Source organism: Thermincola sp. GK-1, assembly GCF_059412445.1.
In genome coordinates this window covers 119,882-136,229 of record NZ_JBSQAT010000003.1, presented here as the reverse complement: position 1 = coordinate 136,229, position 16,348 = coordinate 119,882, and the positions used below count along the sequence as shown (strand labels likewise).

Here is a 16,348-nt window from a genome sequence, read left to right as displayed (position 1 = left end):
CTAGAACTTTAGTTCGTCGAACATGGTCCGGAAAAACTGCGCTGTTTTGGCTGACCGGTGTAAAGTACGGACTCCCTGGACAACTACAACTGTCGGAGTGGTATCGCTTTTTACTTCTTCCACATTGAATTCAACCATTACCATGGCAGCGTTGCCTTCCATAGGTTCTCTGACAATTCTGGCAGTGCCTTTAATACCTAGCGCAATGTCCGGACCTTCCAGCACAGTAATAAAGGCTTTCCCGTTTATTTTAATGTTTTGCGTAGTCTGGTGGCCTTTCATAAGGGCCATACGGACAGTTTTATTATCTTTAGCAGTTAACAGGTGCACGGGCAGGGCATGAGGGTACCCGTCTTCCGAGATGGTAGATACTATAACCGTGGTTGCTTCCTGTTTAAACAGTTCAAACAGCTCAGGCGGCAATGAATCCCCGATGATTTTGCTCATTCTGTAACCCCTCCCAGGTTATATATTGTAGGTGAATTGTATTCCCAATATTCCATATAATTTTATTATAAAGTTATAGTTACAAGAATGGGAGGTATTTTTGGAAAAAAGACCGGATTTTCGACCATCATTTTGGATGGCTGTTTTTCAGAACCGCCGGGACGAAAAGGGGAAGAAACCCGACAATAGGATGGTAAATACCTTATAATTAGCGAAAAATCCGGTGAATAGTTGAATAGCTATTCCGCAAAATGTGATGTGGGCAGGGGTAGTTTGATATGGATGTGGTAATCCAAACAGTTAACTTAAACAAGAAATTTGACCGGGAAATCCTGAAAAACATTAATTTCACCCTGAAAAAAGGGCAAACACTGGGCCTGATCGGCAAAAATGGGGCCGGCAAAACAACACTGATAAAATTAATACTTTATAAAATCTGTTCAATGCACCTTTTTCCGGTTGAGTATTTCGTACAACCCCATAATAATGAGGAAAAAGCCGAAAACTTGGCGAAGATTTTGGGCCGATATATAGTGCGCAAGATATGAGCCTCCCACGGCTCCAATAACGCTGGTGACGGCCAGTGAAAAAGCCAGTCTTGTATCTACGTTTCCGTGTCTGTAATGGGTAATGACAGCCACGAGGGAAGTGGGGAGGAAAGAAGCCAAGGATATGCCCTGGGCCATGTGCTGGCTAAAGTTCATAGTGATGATTAATGCGGGGACTAACAGTGTGCCGCCTCCTAAGGCCAGACCGCTGATAACCCCGCATACCAGGCCAAGCAGGACAAGCGCCATCACATGACCATCCTTATTCCTGCGGCAAGAATAAAAGCGCCGAATATTTTTTTCAGCGATGCCGCCGGTATATAATTCATCAATCTGGCGCCCAGGTAACCGCCTATCATGCCACCAATGGCAACCTGTAGAGCAAGATAGATATCCATACTTCCGTTTATTCTGTAAACAAACGAACTTACTAAAGCCGTTGGCAGGATAATGGCCAGAGAAGTCCCGTGCGCTTTGTGTTGACTTACGCCCATGAGCGCAACCATGGCCGGAATAAGAATCGTTCCGCCACCGATGCCCAATAACCCGTTGATTACCCCTGTCAATATACCCACTACTGGTATCATTATCCCATGTGCTATCCGCAAAATTGTTCCCTCCTGATTTACCGACAAATTCATTTTGCCACATTGTCAAAGATTTATTCTAAGTTTGAAAAAGAGGTGAAAGTTGGATTATAATATAGATATATTTAGTAATGGAGGCGATACTATGGCTATTTGGAAATGTGCAAATTGTGGAGCTATCCGCGAAGGCAGGTGTAAACCTAGGAAATGTGCCGAGTGCGGTGCATCCGACAGTTTTAAAAAAGAAGAGGAAAAGAAGTAACGGTGACGTCTGTCACCGTTTTCCAATATAGATAGGGGCGGGAGGTACTGAGGGATGCGTTTCCTGTTTTTTTCTGTTTCTATTGGTGCCGGACATGACCTGGCTGCCCTGGGGTTAATGGCTGAAATTAAAAACCGGTTTCCAGGCGCTGAAACAATGTTGGTAAATACCTTTGATTATATTAACCCTACCCTTAATAAGGTCATAGTAGGCAGTTATATGGAGTCGTTGAAATTCAGCCCCAAAATATGGGGAAAATTATATGCGCAAGCCGAAGAGGGTGATCAGTTTATAGATTTGCGGCAAATTCTCCACGGACTCTGGTCCAGCAAGCTGGAAAAATTGGTTGACTCTTTTGCACCTGATGCTGTTATCTGTACCCATGCTTTTCCGGCCGGTATGCTGTCCATGCTTAAAGGCAGAGGACTGCTAGACGTGCCTTTATTGGCTATTTTGACCGATTATACCGTCCATAGCTTCTGGCTGCATGACCACATTGATACTTATATTATTCCTACCGAAGAACTGAAATACCTGTTTATCAGGCATGGAATAAAGGCCGAAAAGATAAAGGCCTTTGGTATCCCGGTGCGGCCGGAATTTTCTCAACTGCCCTCCAAAGAAGAGGCCAGAACGTCAATGCAATTGGAGAACAAGACTACTTTTCTCGTCATGGGCGGCGGGCTGGGCCTGGGAGATGTAAAAAATATAATTGTCGAACTTGGTAACTCTGATTTGGACATCAATATTATAGCTGTAGCCGGTAAAAACCATAAACTGCAAACAGCTCTTGACCTTTTGCAGACCAAGGCGAATTTGAAAGTTTTCGGATTTACTGAAGAGATTCCCAGATTAATGGCCGCCAGTGACGTGATAGTGACCAAGCCCGGCGGACTGACCACGGCAGAAGTTTTAGCCACCGGGATCCCGATGGTTATAGTGTCCCCGTTACCGGGCCAGGAGGAGAGGAACACGGAGTTTTTGTTGAACTGTGGCGTGGCGGTAAAGGTCAGAAAACTGGATCTATTAATTCCCACTGTCAAACAATTGCTTGAAAACCCGGTAAAAATCAAACAGGTTAAGGAAATGTGCCGGGTGTTGGGCAGGCCAAAGGCAGCTGCCGATACGGTAGATTACCTGTTAAACCTGGTAGAAAGTAAATAAAATGTGCCAACTGTAAAAAGGATTTCAAACATAGTAAGGAGAAATAAGAATATTATGAAAATTAGCCCAAATTGAGGTGAGCATTGTGGCCAATTATAATTTGCAAGCCGCTTATGAGGTGGCAGTGGACAAGCTGGGTAAAAAAAGTCCCCGGGAGATTGCTGTGAACAGTGATACATTATATGATGAAGCAACAAACACTTTTAAGGTAAAATATATCAATGAAGATTATCTGGTTACCTATCCTGACGGCAAGATTAAATTTGCTGATAAAGACGGGGAAATCCCGTTAAACGTGCAAATCCTTATACTGCATTACCTTGTTACGGCAAACGGTGCGCCTTTGCAGAACAGGCTCATTTCTTTTAAGGAACTGCCTGACGGCGCTATTTATATTGAACCTTTTACCAGAAGGGCAGTTAACCCCATGCTCAGCGCCTTTGGAAAAAATCCTGAAGCTTTTGCTGAACTAGCTGAAAAAATTGGTGGGCAAAGACAGTCACTGGGTGATGTCAGCGTTACTATTCATGTTTTTCCCAGGGTACCGATTACGTATGTAATTTGGGCTGCGGATGATGAATTTCCCGCATCCGGCAATATTCTTTTTGACGCCTCTGCATGTCATTACCTACCAACAGAAGATTATGCCCTGGTATCCAGCCTAGTTGTTTATCAGTTGTGCGGTATGTTCAAACAGAGGCAGAGTTAATTTGTTTTTCACATTATTTTTTCTTAGATTTTTGTAGCTATCTACGAGGAATTATTTTAATTTTGTTGAATTAATTAGCATAGCATAATACAGTCTGAGGGGTATATATGAAAAGGAGAAGTGTTGACTGGTACATCTTAATTCCCGTGCTTCTTCTCGTGAGTACCGGTTTAATTATGGTGCTTAGCGCCAGTTCGGCTTTTGCTTCGGCTAAATTCGGCAAACCCTTTTTATTTTTTTACAAGCAAGCAATTTGGAGCTGCTTAAGTATATGCGGCCTTATCTTTGCAGCCAATTTCGAATACAAGAGGCTAAAAAGATTGGTAGGTCCCGCTTTGTTTATAACCTTGTTATTGCTGGTCCTGCTGCTAATACCGGGTGTTGCTGACACCAGAAATGGCGCCAACAGCTGGCTGCAGTTGGGTCCGGTATCCTTTCAGCCCTCGGAATTAGTAAAATTGTGCACTATTTTGATTTTGGCCAGGGTCCTGGCCAATAAGCAGGATAAAATTTCTTTCTTTCAGGAAGGTTTACTGCCGCCTATTTTTATTATTGGCGTGATTTGCGTCCTGATTGTACTGGAGAAAGACCTTGGAACTACGATGGCTTTGGCTTTTACTTCTTTTGTTATGCTTTTTGCGGCCGGGGCCCGGTTATCTCACTTGACTCCGCTGGCGCTGACGGGCGCTGTGCTGGCCAGTGCGGCAGTTTTTAGTGAGAAATACCGTTTAGCCAGATTTATTGCTTTTATGAACCCGTATGCAGATCCCCGGGGTACCGGCTATCAAATAATACAGTCCCTGTATGCTATAGGATCGGGCGGCGTGATGGGTGTCGGACTAGGGCATAGCAAGCAAAAGTTCCTGTACCTGCCTGAATCTTATACCGACTTCATTTATAGTGTCCTGGCAGAAGAACTCGGGTTTATCGGCGGTTTATTCATTATTATTTTATTTATCATAATATTGGTTCGGGGCCTGCGCATCGCATACAATATTGGCGATTCCTTCGGCAGCCTGTTAGCCATCGGTATTACTTCCATGATTACCGTTGAAGCAATTATGAATATTTCCGTTGCCACCGGTTCTATGCCGGTAACAGGGATTACACTGCCGTTTATAAGTTACGGTGGATCATCATTGTTTTTTAAAATGGTTGGCGTGGGAATACTTTTAAATATATCGAAGTACTGTCCGGAAAAACAAGCAGCGGTCAAGGAAACAACTGTTTTAACCGATTATTAGTTATAATTAGAGGAGAAGGCTGCCCTTAGTAGGTAGCCTTTGCTTTTAATATCCAGTAAAATTAGTTTAGTTCTTTTAATTTCAAATGGAGAAAAACAATGCGAAAACAACTTGATTTCAACATTAATCGAGAACGAAAAGAAGTTTTTGCGATAATTAATTATCTGGAAGAACGGCTAAGGGGACATGTCGGTTATGAGACTGCCATAACTATGGACTTCCTTGAAGAACTGGTTATTCGAGCGGTTACTTACCGGCATTTTTCCCGGCATAAATTAACAGACGTTATCTTCCCCGGAAAACTGTCATATATGGAAGCTTGCCCTGTCCCGGAAAATCTTATGGATAGTATTGCACTGGAAGTGGTGGAAAAATTTTCCTGGAAGTGGGACGATTATCTCACCAAACATGAGTTTCCTGTGATCTTGGGTTTGATTCACGAGTGTTTTCTCGAAAAGAAAAATCAACGGAAGCCAACAGGCATATATTATACTCCAGAGCCGGTTGTACATTACATGGTAAATAGAACCCTGCAAGCTTTTTTCGCAGACCTGTTGAACAAGATCAGGAAGGACAGGGCTGATTATAGAATTTTGCAGGAACATTTAACCAAACTAAAAAATCATACTGTAATTGACCCGGCCTGTGGTTCGGGCGCCTTTCTGGTCTATGTTTTTCGGCAATATCTGAAATTTTATCAGCAACTGGGAGAGATATTTTCATCTGCCACTCCTCTGTCAGGTGAAGTGAGGCAGGGAAATGTAGTTGTTCCCGAAAATCTTTCCTCTCATATAATGGATAATCATATTAGAGGAATAGATGTTGACCCTGATGCTGTACGTCTGACCAGGCTGGCCCTTTACTATTACGGTATCAACCATTGCGCCGGAGATTTTAAAGGTTTTTTAAAAAGTTTGGAAGTCGCGGTGCAATGGTCCAATACACTTGAAATCAGCCCGGAAAGAAGAGTCAAATATGACCTGGTAATCGGTAATCCGCCTTACATCGCTAACAAAAGCATTCCTGCAGGACTCAAGAAAAATATAAGGGAGCTTTTTTCCACAGCCACTGGCCAGTTTGATTCTATCGTTCCTTTTATGGAATTTGGCATCAAGTCTTTAAAACCCGGCGGGATATTAAGTTATATAGTGAGCAACAAATTTATGGTGGCCGATTATGGTATAGAATTGAGAAGGTTGATGCTTAAGGAAACTACATTGAAAAAACTTGTTGATGTATCTGCGCAAAAAATCTTTGCTGACGCATCGATTTACCCTGTAATTCTGATTCTTGAAAACCGGGCGCCGGGAAAAAATTCCGTTGTTACTATTATTGACGGAATTGTTCTGCCGGGGAAAAATAAAATAGAAGAGCAAAACCCGAATACAATTCCCCAGGATTTTTTTCTGAACTTGGGCCCATCCCTGATCAGTACCGGCATTTCCCGGGGAATTTTGCCGGTCATTGAAAAAATTAACGCCTGGCCCGGCCGGCTCAATACAAAAGATATCCATTGTGGAATTGCGACAGCAGGTTTCGGTAAACATATTACCGGTGAACCTGATAAAAGAACAGAATGGTTTCGGATTCTTTTGGCTGGGGACATTAATAATTACAGAGTAAAGGAAACCGATAAATTTATCAGCGCAGTTCATGTCAGTAAACAACAGAATAAATTGTTTAGAGAAATAAAACTGGTTGTTCCCGGCATTGCCCGCAGATTAAAAGCCGCCATTGATTTTCAAGGCAGGGCTGCAGGCAGGGTATATTTTATCCCGTTGGCCGGGAACGGATACAATGTTGATAAACTCTACTACCTATTGGCATTGCTAAATTCATCGGTACTTGAATTTTATTACCGGGTACTTTACTGGCCTGTACACCTGGCCAGCGGTTACATGCGGATTAACAGCACCTACCTGGTCACTTTGCCCATACCCTATTGGGAAACCGGAGAACCGGAACGCAGGCCTGATGTAAGAAAGGTCATTGATATGGCCAAAGAAATTACTCAATGTGCCGACGATAAACTAACTGCCTTGGCTTCCGAACTAGACCGTTATGTTTTCGGAATATATGGTCTCGACCATATGGATGCGCAAAAAATCCTGAATTTCCTTGAGGCAACTGCTGGACGTAGAAGTCAAAAATTTACGCGAGGTGACAAAAGTAAAAACCCACGTGAGGTGACAGGAGAAGACAGAAACTTAAATGAGGTGAAAAGATGAGGGAAAAACTATTGCACTCCGATATTAAATTCAAGGGTAAGGTGCTTGAATTTAGACTGGATACGGTTGAGCTGGTCAACGGCAAAACGGCCACCAGAGAACTGGTAATTCATCCTGGCGCCGTCAGCATTGTCGCCCTGGACGGTGAAGAAATAATCATGGTCAAACAATACAGGCATCCAGTCGGTGAAATCCTCTGGGAAATCCCGGCCGGAAAATTGGACCCCGGGGAAGAGCCGTTGCATTGTGCCCAAAGAGAATTATACGAGGAAACCGGGTGTAAAGCCATGGATTGGAAACATTTAAGCACTTTTTATACTACGCCCGGTTTCAGTAACGAAATTATGCACCTGTACCTGGCTACCGGGTTGGTCCAGGAGGAGCAGTCATTAGACGAGGACGAATTTCTGAGCGTCGAAAAGGTTTCTTGGCAAGAAGCTATGTCGATGATTGCCCGTGGTGAAATCAAAGATGCCAAGTCCATTGTGGGGATTTGCCTAGCCTACGCTGTAAAGACCGGAAGAACCGCCCAGTCTTAGGACGGTTCTTCCAGTTTTTGCAGTTCATTCATCAGATCATCTAAATTGACTCCGTGGCCTCGGGCAGCCTGCCCAAGGGTTTCATAGGCAACACCGCCTCATCCAATGCAGCGCATGCCGTATTTCATGAAGATACGTGCTGATTCCGGGTGTTTCATGAGAATATCTCTTATCACCGTATTTTCCGTTATCACTTTTATCACCTCGGATTTAATTGCGCCGGGAGGTGGCAACCTCCCGGCAGGTGCGCTATTGTAAGGTATTTTCAGCCATCATGCGCTCGGCTTTCTCTATGGCTAACCGGACCAGGTTTCCGCAGTTTCTGCTGGATACTTCGCCCCAACCACTTGTGCGGACCGTGTCATAAACGCCTAACTCTTTGGCCAACTCGTACTTCAGAGTATCGGACATCAGACCACGTCTTCTGGCCACAAAATTACCTCCTTTTTAATGCGCACCCGTTATTATTGTTTTAAAAATGAAATAATAATATGAATAATAAAAGCTATAAGTTTTTGGTATCTTGGCGGAAGAAGGTTAAATAAAATGTAGTTTTTCGTGGAATACTTTAAATAAAGCAATTAATGATTGGAGGATTAACAGTGAATAAACTAAACGAAATGCATATAGCTGAACTGAAAGATAGCGAAGTAGCAGAACTGCAGAAGTTTGAAAAAAGTTTAAACAATATGCACCAGGGAGAAGAACTTTACGTACTGGTTTTGCGGCAATAACCCAAAGTGTTTCCAAGGGTCCGGCATAAACCTCTGACTATCATAATAAACTGTTACCACAAGAAAAAAAGGATAGGAGGGGGCTATATGGGGCCTAAAATTAATGCGGACCTTTGTGCAGGGTGTGGCAACTGTGTGGACGTATGTCCGGCAGATGTATTTGTTTTAAAAGACGGTAAAGCCCAAGCCGAAAATGAGGGCAATTGCCTGGAATGCGGGGCTTGCGCCGAGGAATGTCCACCCCAGGCAATAAATTTGGAAGAATAGAGGATATTAAAAAGGCTGCCCTTTCAGGCAGCCTTATTTATGCAATAACTTCCCAGTAATTTTTTTGCGACCGGTATGGTTCGATAATCATCTGGTTACCCGAAAGCCTGGCCAACTCCGGTTGGGTAGCCCTGGTGTCCTTTTCCGGCGGGCGGGTAATTTTATCGGCGATTCTAAGTTGGGTCGGTTCCAGACGATAGGCCAGTATAATAGCATTTTCATTTCCGGCAGCGCCGGCATGGGCAATCCCACGTAAAACACCCATCACAATAATATCCCCACCGGCGCAAATTTCCGCTCCGGGATTAACATCGCCCAAAACCACTAGGTTGCCGTGATAATACAGTTTTTGTCCTGAACGCAGGTTACGATGAATAAGTAGGGTATCTTCAAGCAAAGCAGAATTTCTGTTCACCGGTAACGGGGAATCGGTAGTTTGGAAACCCCGGCTGTGTAAACCGGCCGCTGATTCCTGCAGAGCAGCCCTGACCTGGTTGGAAACGTTATTTGTTTCCGGTGGCCATGGTATAGCCGGAGCATGAATCATACCATGGCTACAACAAAGCTGTTCCAGTTCAGAAAAGATGGAGGGATCATATCTTTCACCGGCAAATATTTTAAACTTGGCATTTTTAAAAAATCCCGGGCTGGCTAAAATTTTCGCTTCTAGATCAGCTTTTATGGTGCCAAGTTCTGTTTCAGGGTCAATGCAGATCACTAATCCGTTTATCGTTCCTTTAATATTAACGCTTTCTTTTTTCATTTTAACCCCCTGATGAGTTTTTTAGTGCTGCCGTGTCACTGCATGTTTCGACTTAAAGCAAGAAATTCCCTGCAATTTTTATACATATTTACATATATATCAACTCTTTATTCCAGAAAGATTCCTGTAGATGAGCCAAAAATTTTCCGCTGCATATCAAGTTTTGGGGAAAAATTACGATATATTTTTTGGTGACTTGTTAGAAATTCTTAATAGTTATTCTTTGGTAAGTACTTTTCATATTCCGTTTCCAGGTTGGCATCGTAACCACAAACCCGGTTCCGCCCTGTATTTTTGGCATAATACAGGCTACAATCAGCCCGGTGAATCAGCATGGTTTTGTTTATGTCAGAGGTATATTCGGCCACACCGACGCTGACCGTAACCGGGCTTTTAAATATACCTCTGCGGTCATTGGCGGTGGTTTCTTCAATTTTAGCCCTGATACGCTCGGCAATCCTTTCGGCAATTTTCTGGGTACAATTGGGGAATATAATGGCAAATTCCTCGCCGCCGTAGCGGCAGACCGTATCTTCCGAACGGACATTGCTTTTCAGGATTTTGCTGATTTCGTGTAAAACCTGATCGCCGTATAAGTGTCCGTAAGTATCGTTGACTTTTTTAAAAAAATCGATATCCAGTATAATTAGTGATAAAGCCGTACCGTTGGCCGCTGCTTTGTTGATTTCTTCATCAAGTTTCTGCTGAAAATATCTGAAGTTAAACAGGTTCGTACAGGGGTCTATGGTAGCCTGCTCTTTCATAGCATTAAAAAGCTGGGCATTGCTGATTGCAATAGAAGCCTGACTGGCCAGCGCATTTACAAGGGCAATTTTATCCGGGGTCAAACTTTTGTTTTGATACATGGAATGAATATTTACAAATCCTATGACTTTGTTCCGGGAAACGAGAGGTACACTCATCAGCAGGGGAATGTACAAGTTGTTTTCTGGCCCGAAAAAGGAAGGACTTTTTTTCTCCATAACTTCTTTGAAAGGGCCCGTATTGATTCTGGCATAATAAATATAAAAGTTTTCTATATCTTTCGGGTCGAGGCCATAACTTTCTGCTATACGCAACGTTTTATCCTCCTCGTTTACCAGCGCTATGGACACGCCCTGGGTATTGACCAGCGTGGTCATCACCTGGAGAATGAGGGGAAGAATTTCCTGCAATTCAAAAGTTGATGTCAGAGCCGTATTTATTTCCCGGAACAATTTGGCTTCGAATTCAGTGCGTTCCAGTTTGTTCTTTACTGCTTTTAATTCGTTCTGCAGGGCGTTAAACCGCGCAAGAAGGCCTGTAGCCCTTTTAAATAAACCCCTGGCCTTTTGTTTTTTACTGCCGGTCGCGGTCAACGAGAATCACCCCTAATCAAAAACCTTGTTTCTATATATTTCTACAATATCCTGAAATAACCTCTTAAATCAGAGATAATTTCCTTTGGCAGGTGCAAAAATTATGGGAGAAATTATGGAGAAAAAATTCATTGTCAGGGCCGACCTGTACGGTATAATTGCTTCAAATGAAAAACAGAGTTTTTGGCTGCCCAAAGTCCGGGGTTTGCTGTATTTTGATAACCACTTTCTGCATTTTAAAGGGAAGCAGGAGCATGATGAGTTTAAATTAGGTTTTTTGAAAATAATCAAAGTAAAAATGGTTTCTTTGAATCCTGTGAAAAATCAATGGATTTCCGGTTTTTTTGGTTCGCCGTTTTTTTTATTACTCTGGAACCCTTTCTGGAACCGGTGGGTTCTCAATATAACCTATCTGGACGAAACAGGACAACCGATGGAGGTATTTTTTAAATTAAAAACAAAAGGTTTTACTGTCACCACCCTACAACTTTTAAAAAGCTACCTGGAGGCAAATAAATAATTGTTATCGTCAAATACCCATTTAATAAAAATAATTTATTAACACCATAAAGGACCATACACAGGCCTTCTTGAATACTATAATAAAAAAGTAAGTTACTGTACATACTGCAAGTTATACGACAATTCGAGAAGGTGAAACCTATGCTTCAGGATATCTTTAACCTTACTGAATTTTGTGTCATAACATTTCCTAATACACAGTCGGCGCTGCAGGCGGAAAAAATTCTCACTGAGGAAGGAGCGGAATTTGTCCTTATTCCTACGCCCAGAGAAATCTCGGCCAGTTGCGGGCTGGCGGTTAAATGCTCCCGCAGTAACAGTGAACGGTACCTGCAGATTTTGAAAGCCAAGAGGGTTCCCTGCGGGGACACACATTACTTCAACAGACCGCCACGCCGCTAAATTTATTGAAAAACTCCCGGTAACGGGAGTTTCAGTTTGTAGACAAAGTCAAATTAGCACTATTGAGGGGAGCTTAAATAATTCCTCGGCTCCAATATTTTCAGGCCGGTCTATAGGAGGGGTGGGCGGGCGCTCCGCTACCATGGAGCTTTATGCTGCAAAACCTTGCCAAGAAGGCAGTGTTCACGAACTCGATGGCTCATAATGATTTCCTTGACAGTTAGGCCGCCTCCTGTCCAGGACACTCAACCTGAGTTGAGTGTCGGACTTTCCGGCGGCCTTCGCCATCTTCAAACATGCGGGAACTCTCTGCCTTCTTTTCTGCGGCTTTGCAGGCGCAGTCGCTCCTTAGCTGTAGCCTGAGCACCCCACCCACCCCTCCATAAAAAACGAAATTAGAGCCTCGCTCCGGAAAATATTTAAGTTTCCCAAATTTATCCGTGAGACCTTTGTCGACAGCCTGAAACTCCCGGTAGCGGGAGTTTTTTGGGCCGGAGTCAATTCGGCCCTGGCTATATTTTCTTATACTTTAAAAAAGGGTTTTGTCGTTTTTATAAGAAATTATTTTCATTAATAAGCTTGGCAAAGGTGATCGTATGAAACAGAAGATTCTGGTTGTGGATGACGACCCAAATATCTGTGAGCTGCTGGTTGTTTACCTGGAAGAAGATTTCCGGGTCAAGACTGTTTTTGACGGCAATAATCTGGAACAGGTGATCTCTGAATACCGGCCTGACCTAATTTTGCTTGATGTGATGCTGCCGGGAAAAAACGGATTCGACATTTGCCGAGAAATCCGGGACAAGTATGAAATACCGATTATATTTCTTTCTGCCAAGGGGGAGGAAATTGACAAGGTATTAGGCCTGGAATTCGGGGCCGATGATTACATAACCAAACCTTTCAGCCCGCGGGAAATGGTGGCCAGGGTGAAGGCTGTTCTCCGCAGGGCCCAGAACCGCAGCGGCAAAAAACGGGACGAACTTATTTTTCCCCACCTGGTTATCGATTTGGAAGCCCGGACGGTACAGGTTAATAACAGCTATGTAGATCTGACGCCCAAGGAATTTGATATCCTTGTTTTAATGGCCCGGCACAACGGGAAAGTCTTTACCCGTGAAGAAATACTGAACCGGATCTGGGGTTACGATTTCGCCGGAGAAACCCGGGCCGTTGATTCACATATCAAGAGGATCAGGCAAAAGATTGAAAAAATTCCCGGAGCTCCGGAATACTTGCACACGGTTTGGGGCCTGGGGTACAGGTTTGAGGTGCCGGAAAATTGATAGGTGATAAGCTGTTCAAAAAGATGATTGGTACCTATGTGGTTATTATATTGGCCAGTTTCACAGTACTTGGATTTTTAATGACGATCCTGCTTACGAATTATTTCAATTACAACAAACGTTCCGAATTGATTGTCAAAGGTGCGGATATAGCCGAGCTTATCAGGCCTATTTTATTGGAAAATAAAGACCCAACTGATCTGGTCGCCTGGTTGAACAGAGCAGACCGCAATCTTGGGACAGAAGTGTGGGTCATCCGTCCCAACGGCACGGTAATTACAGCCTCGGCTCATCAGTGGCGCCATGAAGGCGACCGGATAAACGAAGAAGAAATCAGGGAACTCCAGAAGGGCAACGTTGCCATTAGAGAAGGGCAGTCACAATTTTATTCAGAACCCGTGATCTGGGTAACGACACCGATCAAAAACGGCAATGAAGTAATTGGCGGAGTAATTCTTTATTCCCCTGTAATAGGCATCACCGAAACGCTGAAAAAAACCTGGCTTTTGTTTATCTACGCTGCCTTTGCAACTTTGCTGTTTTCGGTGCTGGTGGGCTATTTCTTCTCCAAAAGCGTTTTTGCGCCGCTGGAAGAAATGGATTGGATCGCCCGTAAAATTGCGAATGGAGATTTCAGCGAACGCCTGGAAATAGTTTCCGCAGACGAAATCGGGACCCTGGGCAGGTCAATTAACTATATGGCCGATAAACTGGAAAAGCTTGAAAAAACCAGACGCGAATTTTTGGCCAATGTTTCTCATGACCTCCGTACTCCCTTGACTTCCATTCTGGGATTCGTTGAGGCCCTGCAGGACAATAAGGATAAGAATCCTGAAACAAGGGCCCGCTTTTTAGATATCCTTCATTCCGAAACCTCCCGGTTAATAAGATTAGTCAACGACCTGCTGGATTTTACAAAAATTGAAGAAGGGGTCCTGGAATTGAATAAGCAACCCGTAGATATTGCTGAACTGGCCGGCAAAACGCTGGCTAAATATCAGCCCATACTGAAAGAGAAGGGAATCAGGACTTCTTTTGAATCAAGCGGAAATGCAATAGCCCTTGTGGACAGCGACAGGCTGGAACAGGTATTGACAAACCTCATGGATAATGCCGTGCGGTATGCCAGGAATCGAATTGTATTAAAGGTTTCGCAGGAAACCCAAGAGATCGGAATTACCCTCAGCGATGACGGGCCAGGCATTCCCGGGGAGGATCTACCGTATATCTGGGACCGTTTTTACAAGGTCGATAAATCAAGGGCCAAGGGGGCCGGTGGTACCGGTTTGGGTCTGGCTATTGTAAAAAGATTAGTTGACGCCCATAATGGGTCCATTGATATAGAAAGTCAGCCAGGTAAAGGAACAACTTTTATAATAAAACTGCCTGCAGGCGGGAAAAATTTATCCGGCACGTAATTCAGTTCCTAAAGTATAAGTATAAAAGAAGCAGCAAGGTGAAAAGATATAGCCTGAACGGAGGCGTTTTTTATGAAGGTATGGAAAGTTCTTTTCAACCTGTTGCTGATATGCTTTATTCTTTTATCTGTCACCGGTTGTTCCTTCAGTGTAGGTTCTCCGCAGCGGAAACCGGAAATAAGTAGGGAAGACGTCAAGGGCATGGTAAAAGAGGAAGTCAATTCGGGCCAAACCAAAAGACTGATCGAAAACGCAGTGGCCAAACAGCAGATGGAAGATCTGTTAAAGTCGCCGGAGGCCATGAAACTGCTTCAACAGGCCGTAATGGAAAGCTTTGCCGCTCCTAAAGTAGGAAAAGAATTACAGAAAAATATGAGCGCCACACTGCAAACCCCGGAAATTCAAAAGCTTTTTCAGGAGCATATCCAAAAAGCCCTGACTACACCGGAAGTACAAAAAAGCCTGCGTAACGTGGTCCAGCAATCCATTATGCAAATAGTACAGGGCCAGGGTGGTGGCGGCGGTGGTGCCGGTGGTGGCGGTGGAACTTAGGAGGTTGTCTGGAAGGCAGCCTCTTTAAAATACCCTTTTTCTAGGGCTTGGCCGCATTGAACCATTACTTTGCCCCCGGCAATTACTGTATCAATATTTAAGTCCTTATCTAACAGGACCAGGTCGGCATCATAACCAACTTTGACTTTCCCTTTACCGGCAAGTTTTAACAGGGCTGCTACATTGCAGGTAATCAGTGAAATGGCCTCTGGAAAGGATAAAATGTTTTGTTTGATTAATTCGCGCACATCCTTCCATAATACTTCCACCGATCCCACCGAAATGGACTCCATGTTGCCGGCGGAGTCGAAATGTGGCAGACTGCCGTTGCCGTCCGAACTTACTGTAATCTGTTTAAGATTGACCTTTGTGTCTATCAGGTATTTTACCGCCTGTACCACGTGCAGGACCCTGGGCCCGTCATCCCTGGGATTGATGCCTGCTGTCAGATCAATATAGCCGCCCTTTAAAGCATAGTCTATAGCCTGGTAAAAGAGCCTGTCCAACCTGTTTGTATGAGTTGGGTTAAACTGAGTAATTGGCAGATCGGTATTATTTATCACATCAAATAATAACTGTAGTCCTTTTTTTCCTTCCCCTACATGAACGTGTACTATGCCGGCTTTGCCGCTCAGAATACCTCCAACCCTGGCTTCCGCCCCAAGTTTAGCCAGCATTTCCAGGGTTGGTTGAGCGGAGCGGTGATCAGAAATAGCGATTTCCCCGCAGCCGATAACCTTATCAATTAAAACCAGGTCGCTTCTCAAACTGTCAGTAAAAGTTCTGGTCGGTATCTCGTAGGCCCCGGTGTAAATATAAGTGGAAATTCCTTCCTGTTCCAGGCCTCGTGCTTTTGCCAGCAAACCGGCCACACTCCTGCTGACCCCATCTACTCCCAACAGGCCAACTACTGTGGTAATGCCATTGGTGGTCAACTGGTGGAGCTTGATTTCCGGTGTCCTGCTGGCCGGGCCGGCCTCGCCGCCTCCACCGGCAATATGGACATGCTGGTCTATGAAACCAGGTACAACATACATATTATCGGCGGCAATTATCTTTGTTTCCACCGGCAGTCCCGATACATTTATCAGGGCGCCTATATGAATGATTTTCCCGGCGCAGATAAGGATATCCACCTTGCCCATGTCTTCCGGAGCGAACAGGTGGCCGTTTCTGATTACCGTAAACATAAGCTACCTCCGTCTGTGGTTATCCAAATCTTCAGCATGGTATTATTGTAGGCGAATTTAAAGAAAATTATTTAAATTCTGCAAAAAGCTCTGGAAATTTTCCGCCGGTTTATGTAAAATAAAATTAA

At 44.0% G+C, this 16,348-nt stretch carries 23 protein-coding genes; 14 read left to right on the top strand and 9 right to left on the bottom strand.

Annotated features, from left to right (window positions below; translation table 11 throughout):
• A complete protein-coding gene (locus tag ACSNJE_RS03900; RefSeq protein WP_052216551.1) occupies window positions 1-447 on the bottom strand; it encodes a pyridoxamine 5'-phosphate oxidase family protein in 447 nt (148 codons plus the stop codon).
• A 278-nt stretch (window positions 448-725) separates the two neighbouring features.
• Here ACSNJE_RS03900 and ACSNJE_RS03895 point away from each other — a divergent pair, with 278 nt between their 5' ends.
• Window positions 726-995: an ATP-binding cassette domain-containing protein gene (locus ACSNJE_RS03895; protein WP_495252041.1), complete on the top strand. Its 270-nt coding sequence runs from the start codon at window positions 726-728 to the stop codon at window positions 993-995.
• Here the strand turns inward: ACSNJE_RS03895 and ACSNJE_RS03890 are convergent.
• Together ACSNJE_RS03890 and ACSNJE_RS03885 are read right to left on the bottom strand one after the other, a co-directional pair.
• Window positions 888-1,244 (bottom strand): sulfite exporter TauE/SafE family protein, encoded by a 357-nt coding sequence (locus tag ACSNJE_RS03890; protein ID WP_495252040.1) that lies wholly within the window; start codon window positions 1,242-1,244, stop codon window positions 888-890. The two genes, ACSNJE_RS03895 and ACSNJE_RS03890, sit on opposite strands and share 108 nt — an antisense overlap.
• Window positions 1,244-1,603, bottom strand: coding sequence for a sulfite exporter TauE/SafE family protein (locus tag ACSNJE_RS03885; protein ID WP_013120207.1), 360 nt, complete (start codon window positions 1,601-1,603; stop codon window positions 1,244-1,246). The genes ACSNJE_RS03890 and ACSNJE_RS03885 overlap by 1 nt, the downstream gene beginning before the upstream one ends.
• A 124-nt stretch (window positions 1,604-1,727) precedes the next feature.
• Here ACSNJE_RS03885 and ACSNJE_RS03880 point away from each other — a divergent pair, with 124 nt between their 5' ends.
• From ACSNJE_RS03880 to ACSNJE_RS03855, 6 genes are all read left to right on the top strand, one after another.
• The gene (locus tag ACSNJE_RS03880) at window positions 1,728-1,844 is read left to right on the top strand and encodes an RCKP-type rubredoxin-like domain-containing protein (RefSeq protein WP_041587722.1); all 117 of its coding nucleotides are present in this window, start codon (window positions 1,728-1,730) and stop codon (window positions 1,842-1,844) included.
• 54 nt (window positions 1,845-1,898) lie between these two features.
• Entirely contained in the window at window positions 1,899-3,008 is a 1,110-nt protein-coding gene (locus ACSNJE_RS03875) for an MGDG synthase family glycosyltransferase (protein WP_474773194.1), read from the top strand.
• Window positions 3,009-3,093: 85 nt separating this feature from the next.
• Complete coding sequence (locus ACSNJE_RS03870; RefSeq protein WP_474773193.1) at window positions 3,094-3,717, top strand: DUF3786 domain-containing protein; 624 nt, start codon at window positions 3,094-3,096, stop codon at window positions 3,715-3,717.
• Window positions 3,718-3,824: 107 nt separating this feature from the next.
• Window positions 3,825-4,961, top strand: a complete 1,137-nt coding sequence (ftsW, locus tag ACSNJE_RS03865; RefSeq protein WP_495252039.1) for a putative lipid II flippase FtsW — start codon at window positions 3,825-3,827, stop codon at window positions 4,959-4,961.
• Between the two features lie 98 nt (window positions 4,962-5,059).
• Window positions 5,060-7,189, top strand: a complete 2,130-nt coding sequence (locus ACSNJE_RS03860; protein WP_495252038.1) for an N-6 DNA methylase family protein — start codon at window positions 5,060-5,062, stop codon at window positions 7,187-7,189.
• Window positions 7,186-7,728, top strand: a complete 543-nt coding sequence (locus ACSNJE_RS03855; protein ID WP_474773190.1) for an NUDIX domain-containing protein — start codon at window positions 7,186-7,188, stop codon at window positions 7,726-7,728. Before ACSNJE_RS03860 ends, ACSNJE_RS03855 begins: the two co-directional genes overlap by 4 nt.
• A 98-nt stretch (window positions 7,729-7,826) precedes the next feature.
• Here the strand turns inward: ACSNJE_RS03855 and ACSNJE_RS03850 are convergent, their stop codons facing one another.
• Together ACSNJE_RS03850 and ACSNJE_RS03845 are read right to left on the bottom strand one after the other, a co-directional pair.
• Complete coding sequence (locus ACSNJE_RS03850) at window positions 7,827-7,922, bottom strand: DUF1858 domain-containing protein (protein WP_160315508.1); 96 nt, start codon at window positions 7,920-7,922, stop codon at window positions 7,827-7,829.
• A 55-nt stretch (window positions 7,923-7,977) separates the two neighbouring features.
• Window positions 7,978-8,160 carry a small, acid-soluble spore protein, alpha/beta type gene (locus ACSNJE_RS03845; protein ID WP_013120215.1) on the bottom strand — a complete coding sequence of 61 codons (183 nt, stop codon included), beginning with the start codon at window positions 8,158-8,160 and terminating at the stop codon, window positions 7,978-7,980.
• Between the two features lie 170 nt (window positions 8,161-8,330).
• Between ACSNJE_RS03845 and ACSNJE_RS03840 the strand changes: the two genes are divergently transcribed.
• Together ACSNJE_RS03840 and ACSNJE_RS03835 are read left to right on the top strand one after the other, a co-directional pair.
• Window positions 8,331-8,462, top strand: a complete 132-nt coding sequence (locus ACSNJE_RS03840) for a hypothetical protein (RefSeq protein ID WP_282432034.1) — start codon at window positions 8,331-8,333, stop codon at window positions 8,460-8,462.
• A gap of 87 nt (window positions 8,463-8,549) precedes the next feature.
• A complete protein-coding gene (locus ACSNJE_RS03835; RefSeq protein WP_013120217.1) occupies window positions 8,550-8,729 on the top strand; it encodes a 4Fe-4S dicluster domain-containing protein in 180 nt (59 codons plus the stop codon).
• A gap of 37 nt (window positions 8,730-8,766) precedes the next feature.
• Here the strand turns inward: ACSNJE_RS03835 and minC are convergent, their stop codons facing one another.
• Window positions 8,767-9,492 (bottom strand): septum site-determining protein MinC, encoded by a 726-nt coding sequence (gene minC / locus ACSNJE_RS03830; protein WP_495252037.1) that lies wholly within the window; start codon window positions 9,490-9,492, stop codon window positions 8,767-8,769.
• A 209-nt stretch (window positions 9,493-9,701) separates the two neighbouring features.
• Window positions 9,702-10,850 (bottom strand): sensor domain-containing diguanylate cyclase, encoded by a 1,149-nt coding sequence (locus ACSNJE_RS03825; RefSeq protein ID WP_474773189.1) that lies wholly within the window; start codon window positions 10,848-10,850, stop codon window positions 9,702-9,704.
• Between the two features lie 103 nt (window positions 10,851-10,953).
• Here ACSNJE_RS03825 and ACSNJE_RS03820 point away from each other — a divergent pair, with 103 nt between their 5' ends.
• Entirely contained in the window at window positions 10,954-11,370 is a 417-nt protein-coding gene (locus tag ACSNJE_RS03820) for a hypothetical protein (RefSeq protein WP_495252036.1), read from the top strand.
• A gap of 143 nt (window positions 11,371-11,513) precedes the next feature.
• Complete coding sequence (locus tag ACSNJE_RS03815) at window positions 11,514-11,774, top strand: putative Se/S carrier protein (protein ID WP_013120221.1); 261 nt, start codon at window positions 11,514-11,516, stop codon at window positions 11,772-11,774.
• 220 nt (window positions 11,775-11,994) lie between these two features.
• Here the strand turns inward: ACSNJE_RS03815 and ACSNJE_RS03810 are convergent, their stop codons facing one another.
• On the bottom strand, window positions 11,995-12,141 hold the full coding sequence (locus tag ACSNJE_RS03810) for a hypothetical protein (protein WP_495252035.1): 147 nt from the start codon (window positions 12,139-12,141) through the stop codon (window positions 11,995-11,997).
• A gap of 229 nt (window positions 12,142-12,370) precedes the next feature.
• On the opposite strand from ACSNJE_RS03810, the gene ACSNJE_RS03805 reads away from it, so the two are divergent.
• The 3 genes from ACSNJE_RS03805 (at window position 12,371) to ACSNJE_RS03795 (ending at window position 15,030) form a co-directional block, all read left to right on the top strand.
• Window positions 12,371-13,060, top strand: a complete 690-nt coding sequence (locus tag ACSNJE_RS03805; protein WP_052216559.1) for a winged helix-turn-helix domain-containing protein — start codon at window positions 12,371-12,373, stop codon at window positions 13,058-13,060.
• Window positions 13,057-14,478: a sensor histidine kinase gene (locus ACSNJE_RS03800; protein WP_052216560.1), complete on the top strand. Its 1,422-nt coding sequence runs from the start codon at window positions 13,057-13,059 to the stop codon at window positions 14,476-14,478. The genes ACSNJE_RS03805 and ACSNJE_RS03800 overlap by 4 nt, the downstream gene beginning before the upstream one ends.
• Window positions 14,479-14,550: 72 nt before the next feature.
• Window positions 14,551-15,030, top strand: a complete 480-nt coding sequence (locus ACSNJE_RS03795) for a hypothetical protein (protein WP_495252034.1) — start codon at window positions 14,551-14,553, stop codon at window positions 15,028-15,030.
• On the opposite strand, the gene iadA is transcribed toward ACSNJE_RS03795, so the two are convergent.
• The gene (gene iadA / locus ACSNJE_RS03790; RefSeq protein ID WP_495252033.1) at window positions 15,027-16,220 is read right to left on the bottom strand and encodes a beta-aspartyl-peptidase; all 1,194 of its coding nucleotides are present in this window, start codon (window positions 16,218-16,220) and stop codon (window positions 15,027-15,029) included. The two genes, ACSNJE_RS03795 and iadA, sit on opposite strands and share 4 nt — an antisense overlap.
• Window positions 16,221-16,348: the final 128 nt, after the last annotated feature.

Coding starts and splice junctions, on each gene's coding strand:
- ACSNJE_RS03805 (WP_052216559.1), top strand. CDS start 12,371: ATGAAACAGAAGATTCTGGTTGTGGATGACGACCCAAATATCTGTGAG.
- iadA (WP_495252033.1), bottom strand. CDS start 16,220: ATGTTTACGGTAATCAGAAACGGCCACCTGTTCGCTCCGGAAGACATG.
- ACSNJE_RS03835 (WP_013120217.1), top strand. CDS start 8,550: ATGGGGCCTAAAATTAATGCGGACCTTTGTGCAGGGTGTGGCAACTGT.
- ACSNJE_RS03855 (WP_474773190.1), top strand. CDS start 7,186: ATGAGGGAAAAACTATTGCACTCCGATATTAAATTCAAGGGTAAGGTG.
- ACSNJE_RS03895 (WP_495252041.1), top strand. CDS start 726: ATGGATGTGGTAATCCAAACAGTTAACTTAAACAAGAAATTTGACCGG.
- ACSNJE_RS03820 (WP_495252036.1), top strand. CDS start 10,954: ATGGGAGAAATTATGGAGAAAAAATTCATTGTCAGGGCCGACCTGTAC.
- minC (WP_495252037.1), bottom strand. CDS start 9,492: ATGAAAAAAGAAAGCGTTAATATTAAAGGAACGATAAACGGATTAGTG.
- ACSNJE_RS03880 (WP_041587722.1), top strand. CDS start 1,728: ATGGCTATTTGGAAATGTGCAAATTGTGGAGCTATCCGCGAAGGCAGG.
- ACSNJE_RS03875 (WP_474773194.1), top strand. CDS start 1,899: ATGCGTTTCCTGTTTTTTTCTGTTTCTATTGGTGCCGGACATGACCTG.
- ACSNJE_RS03860 (WP_495252038.1), top strand. CDS start 5,060: ATGCGAAAACAACTTGATTTCAACATTAATCGAGAACGAAAAGAAGTT.
- ACSNJE_RS03890 (WP_495252040.1), bottom strand. CDS start 1,244: ATGGCGCTTGTCCTGCTTGGCCTGGTATGCGGGGTTATCAGCGGTCTG.
- ftsW (WP_495252039.1), top strand. CDS start 3,825: ATGAAAAGGAGAAGTGTTGACTGGTACATCTTAATTCCCGTGCTTCTT.
- ACSNJE_RS03900 (WP_052216551.1), bottom strand. CDS start 447: ATGAGCAAAATCATCGGGGATTCATTGCCGCCTGAGCTGTTTGAACTG.
- ACSNJE_RS03795 (WP_495252034.1), top strand. CDS start 14,551: ATGAAGGTATGGAAAGTTCTTTTCAACCTGTTGCTGATATGCTTTATT.
- ACSNJE_RS03815 (WP_013120221.1), top strand. CDS start 11,514: ATGCTTCAGGATATCTTTAACCTTACTGAATTTTGTGTCATAACATTT.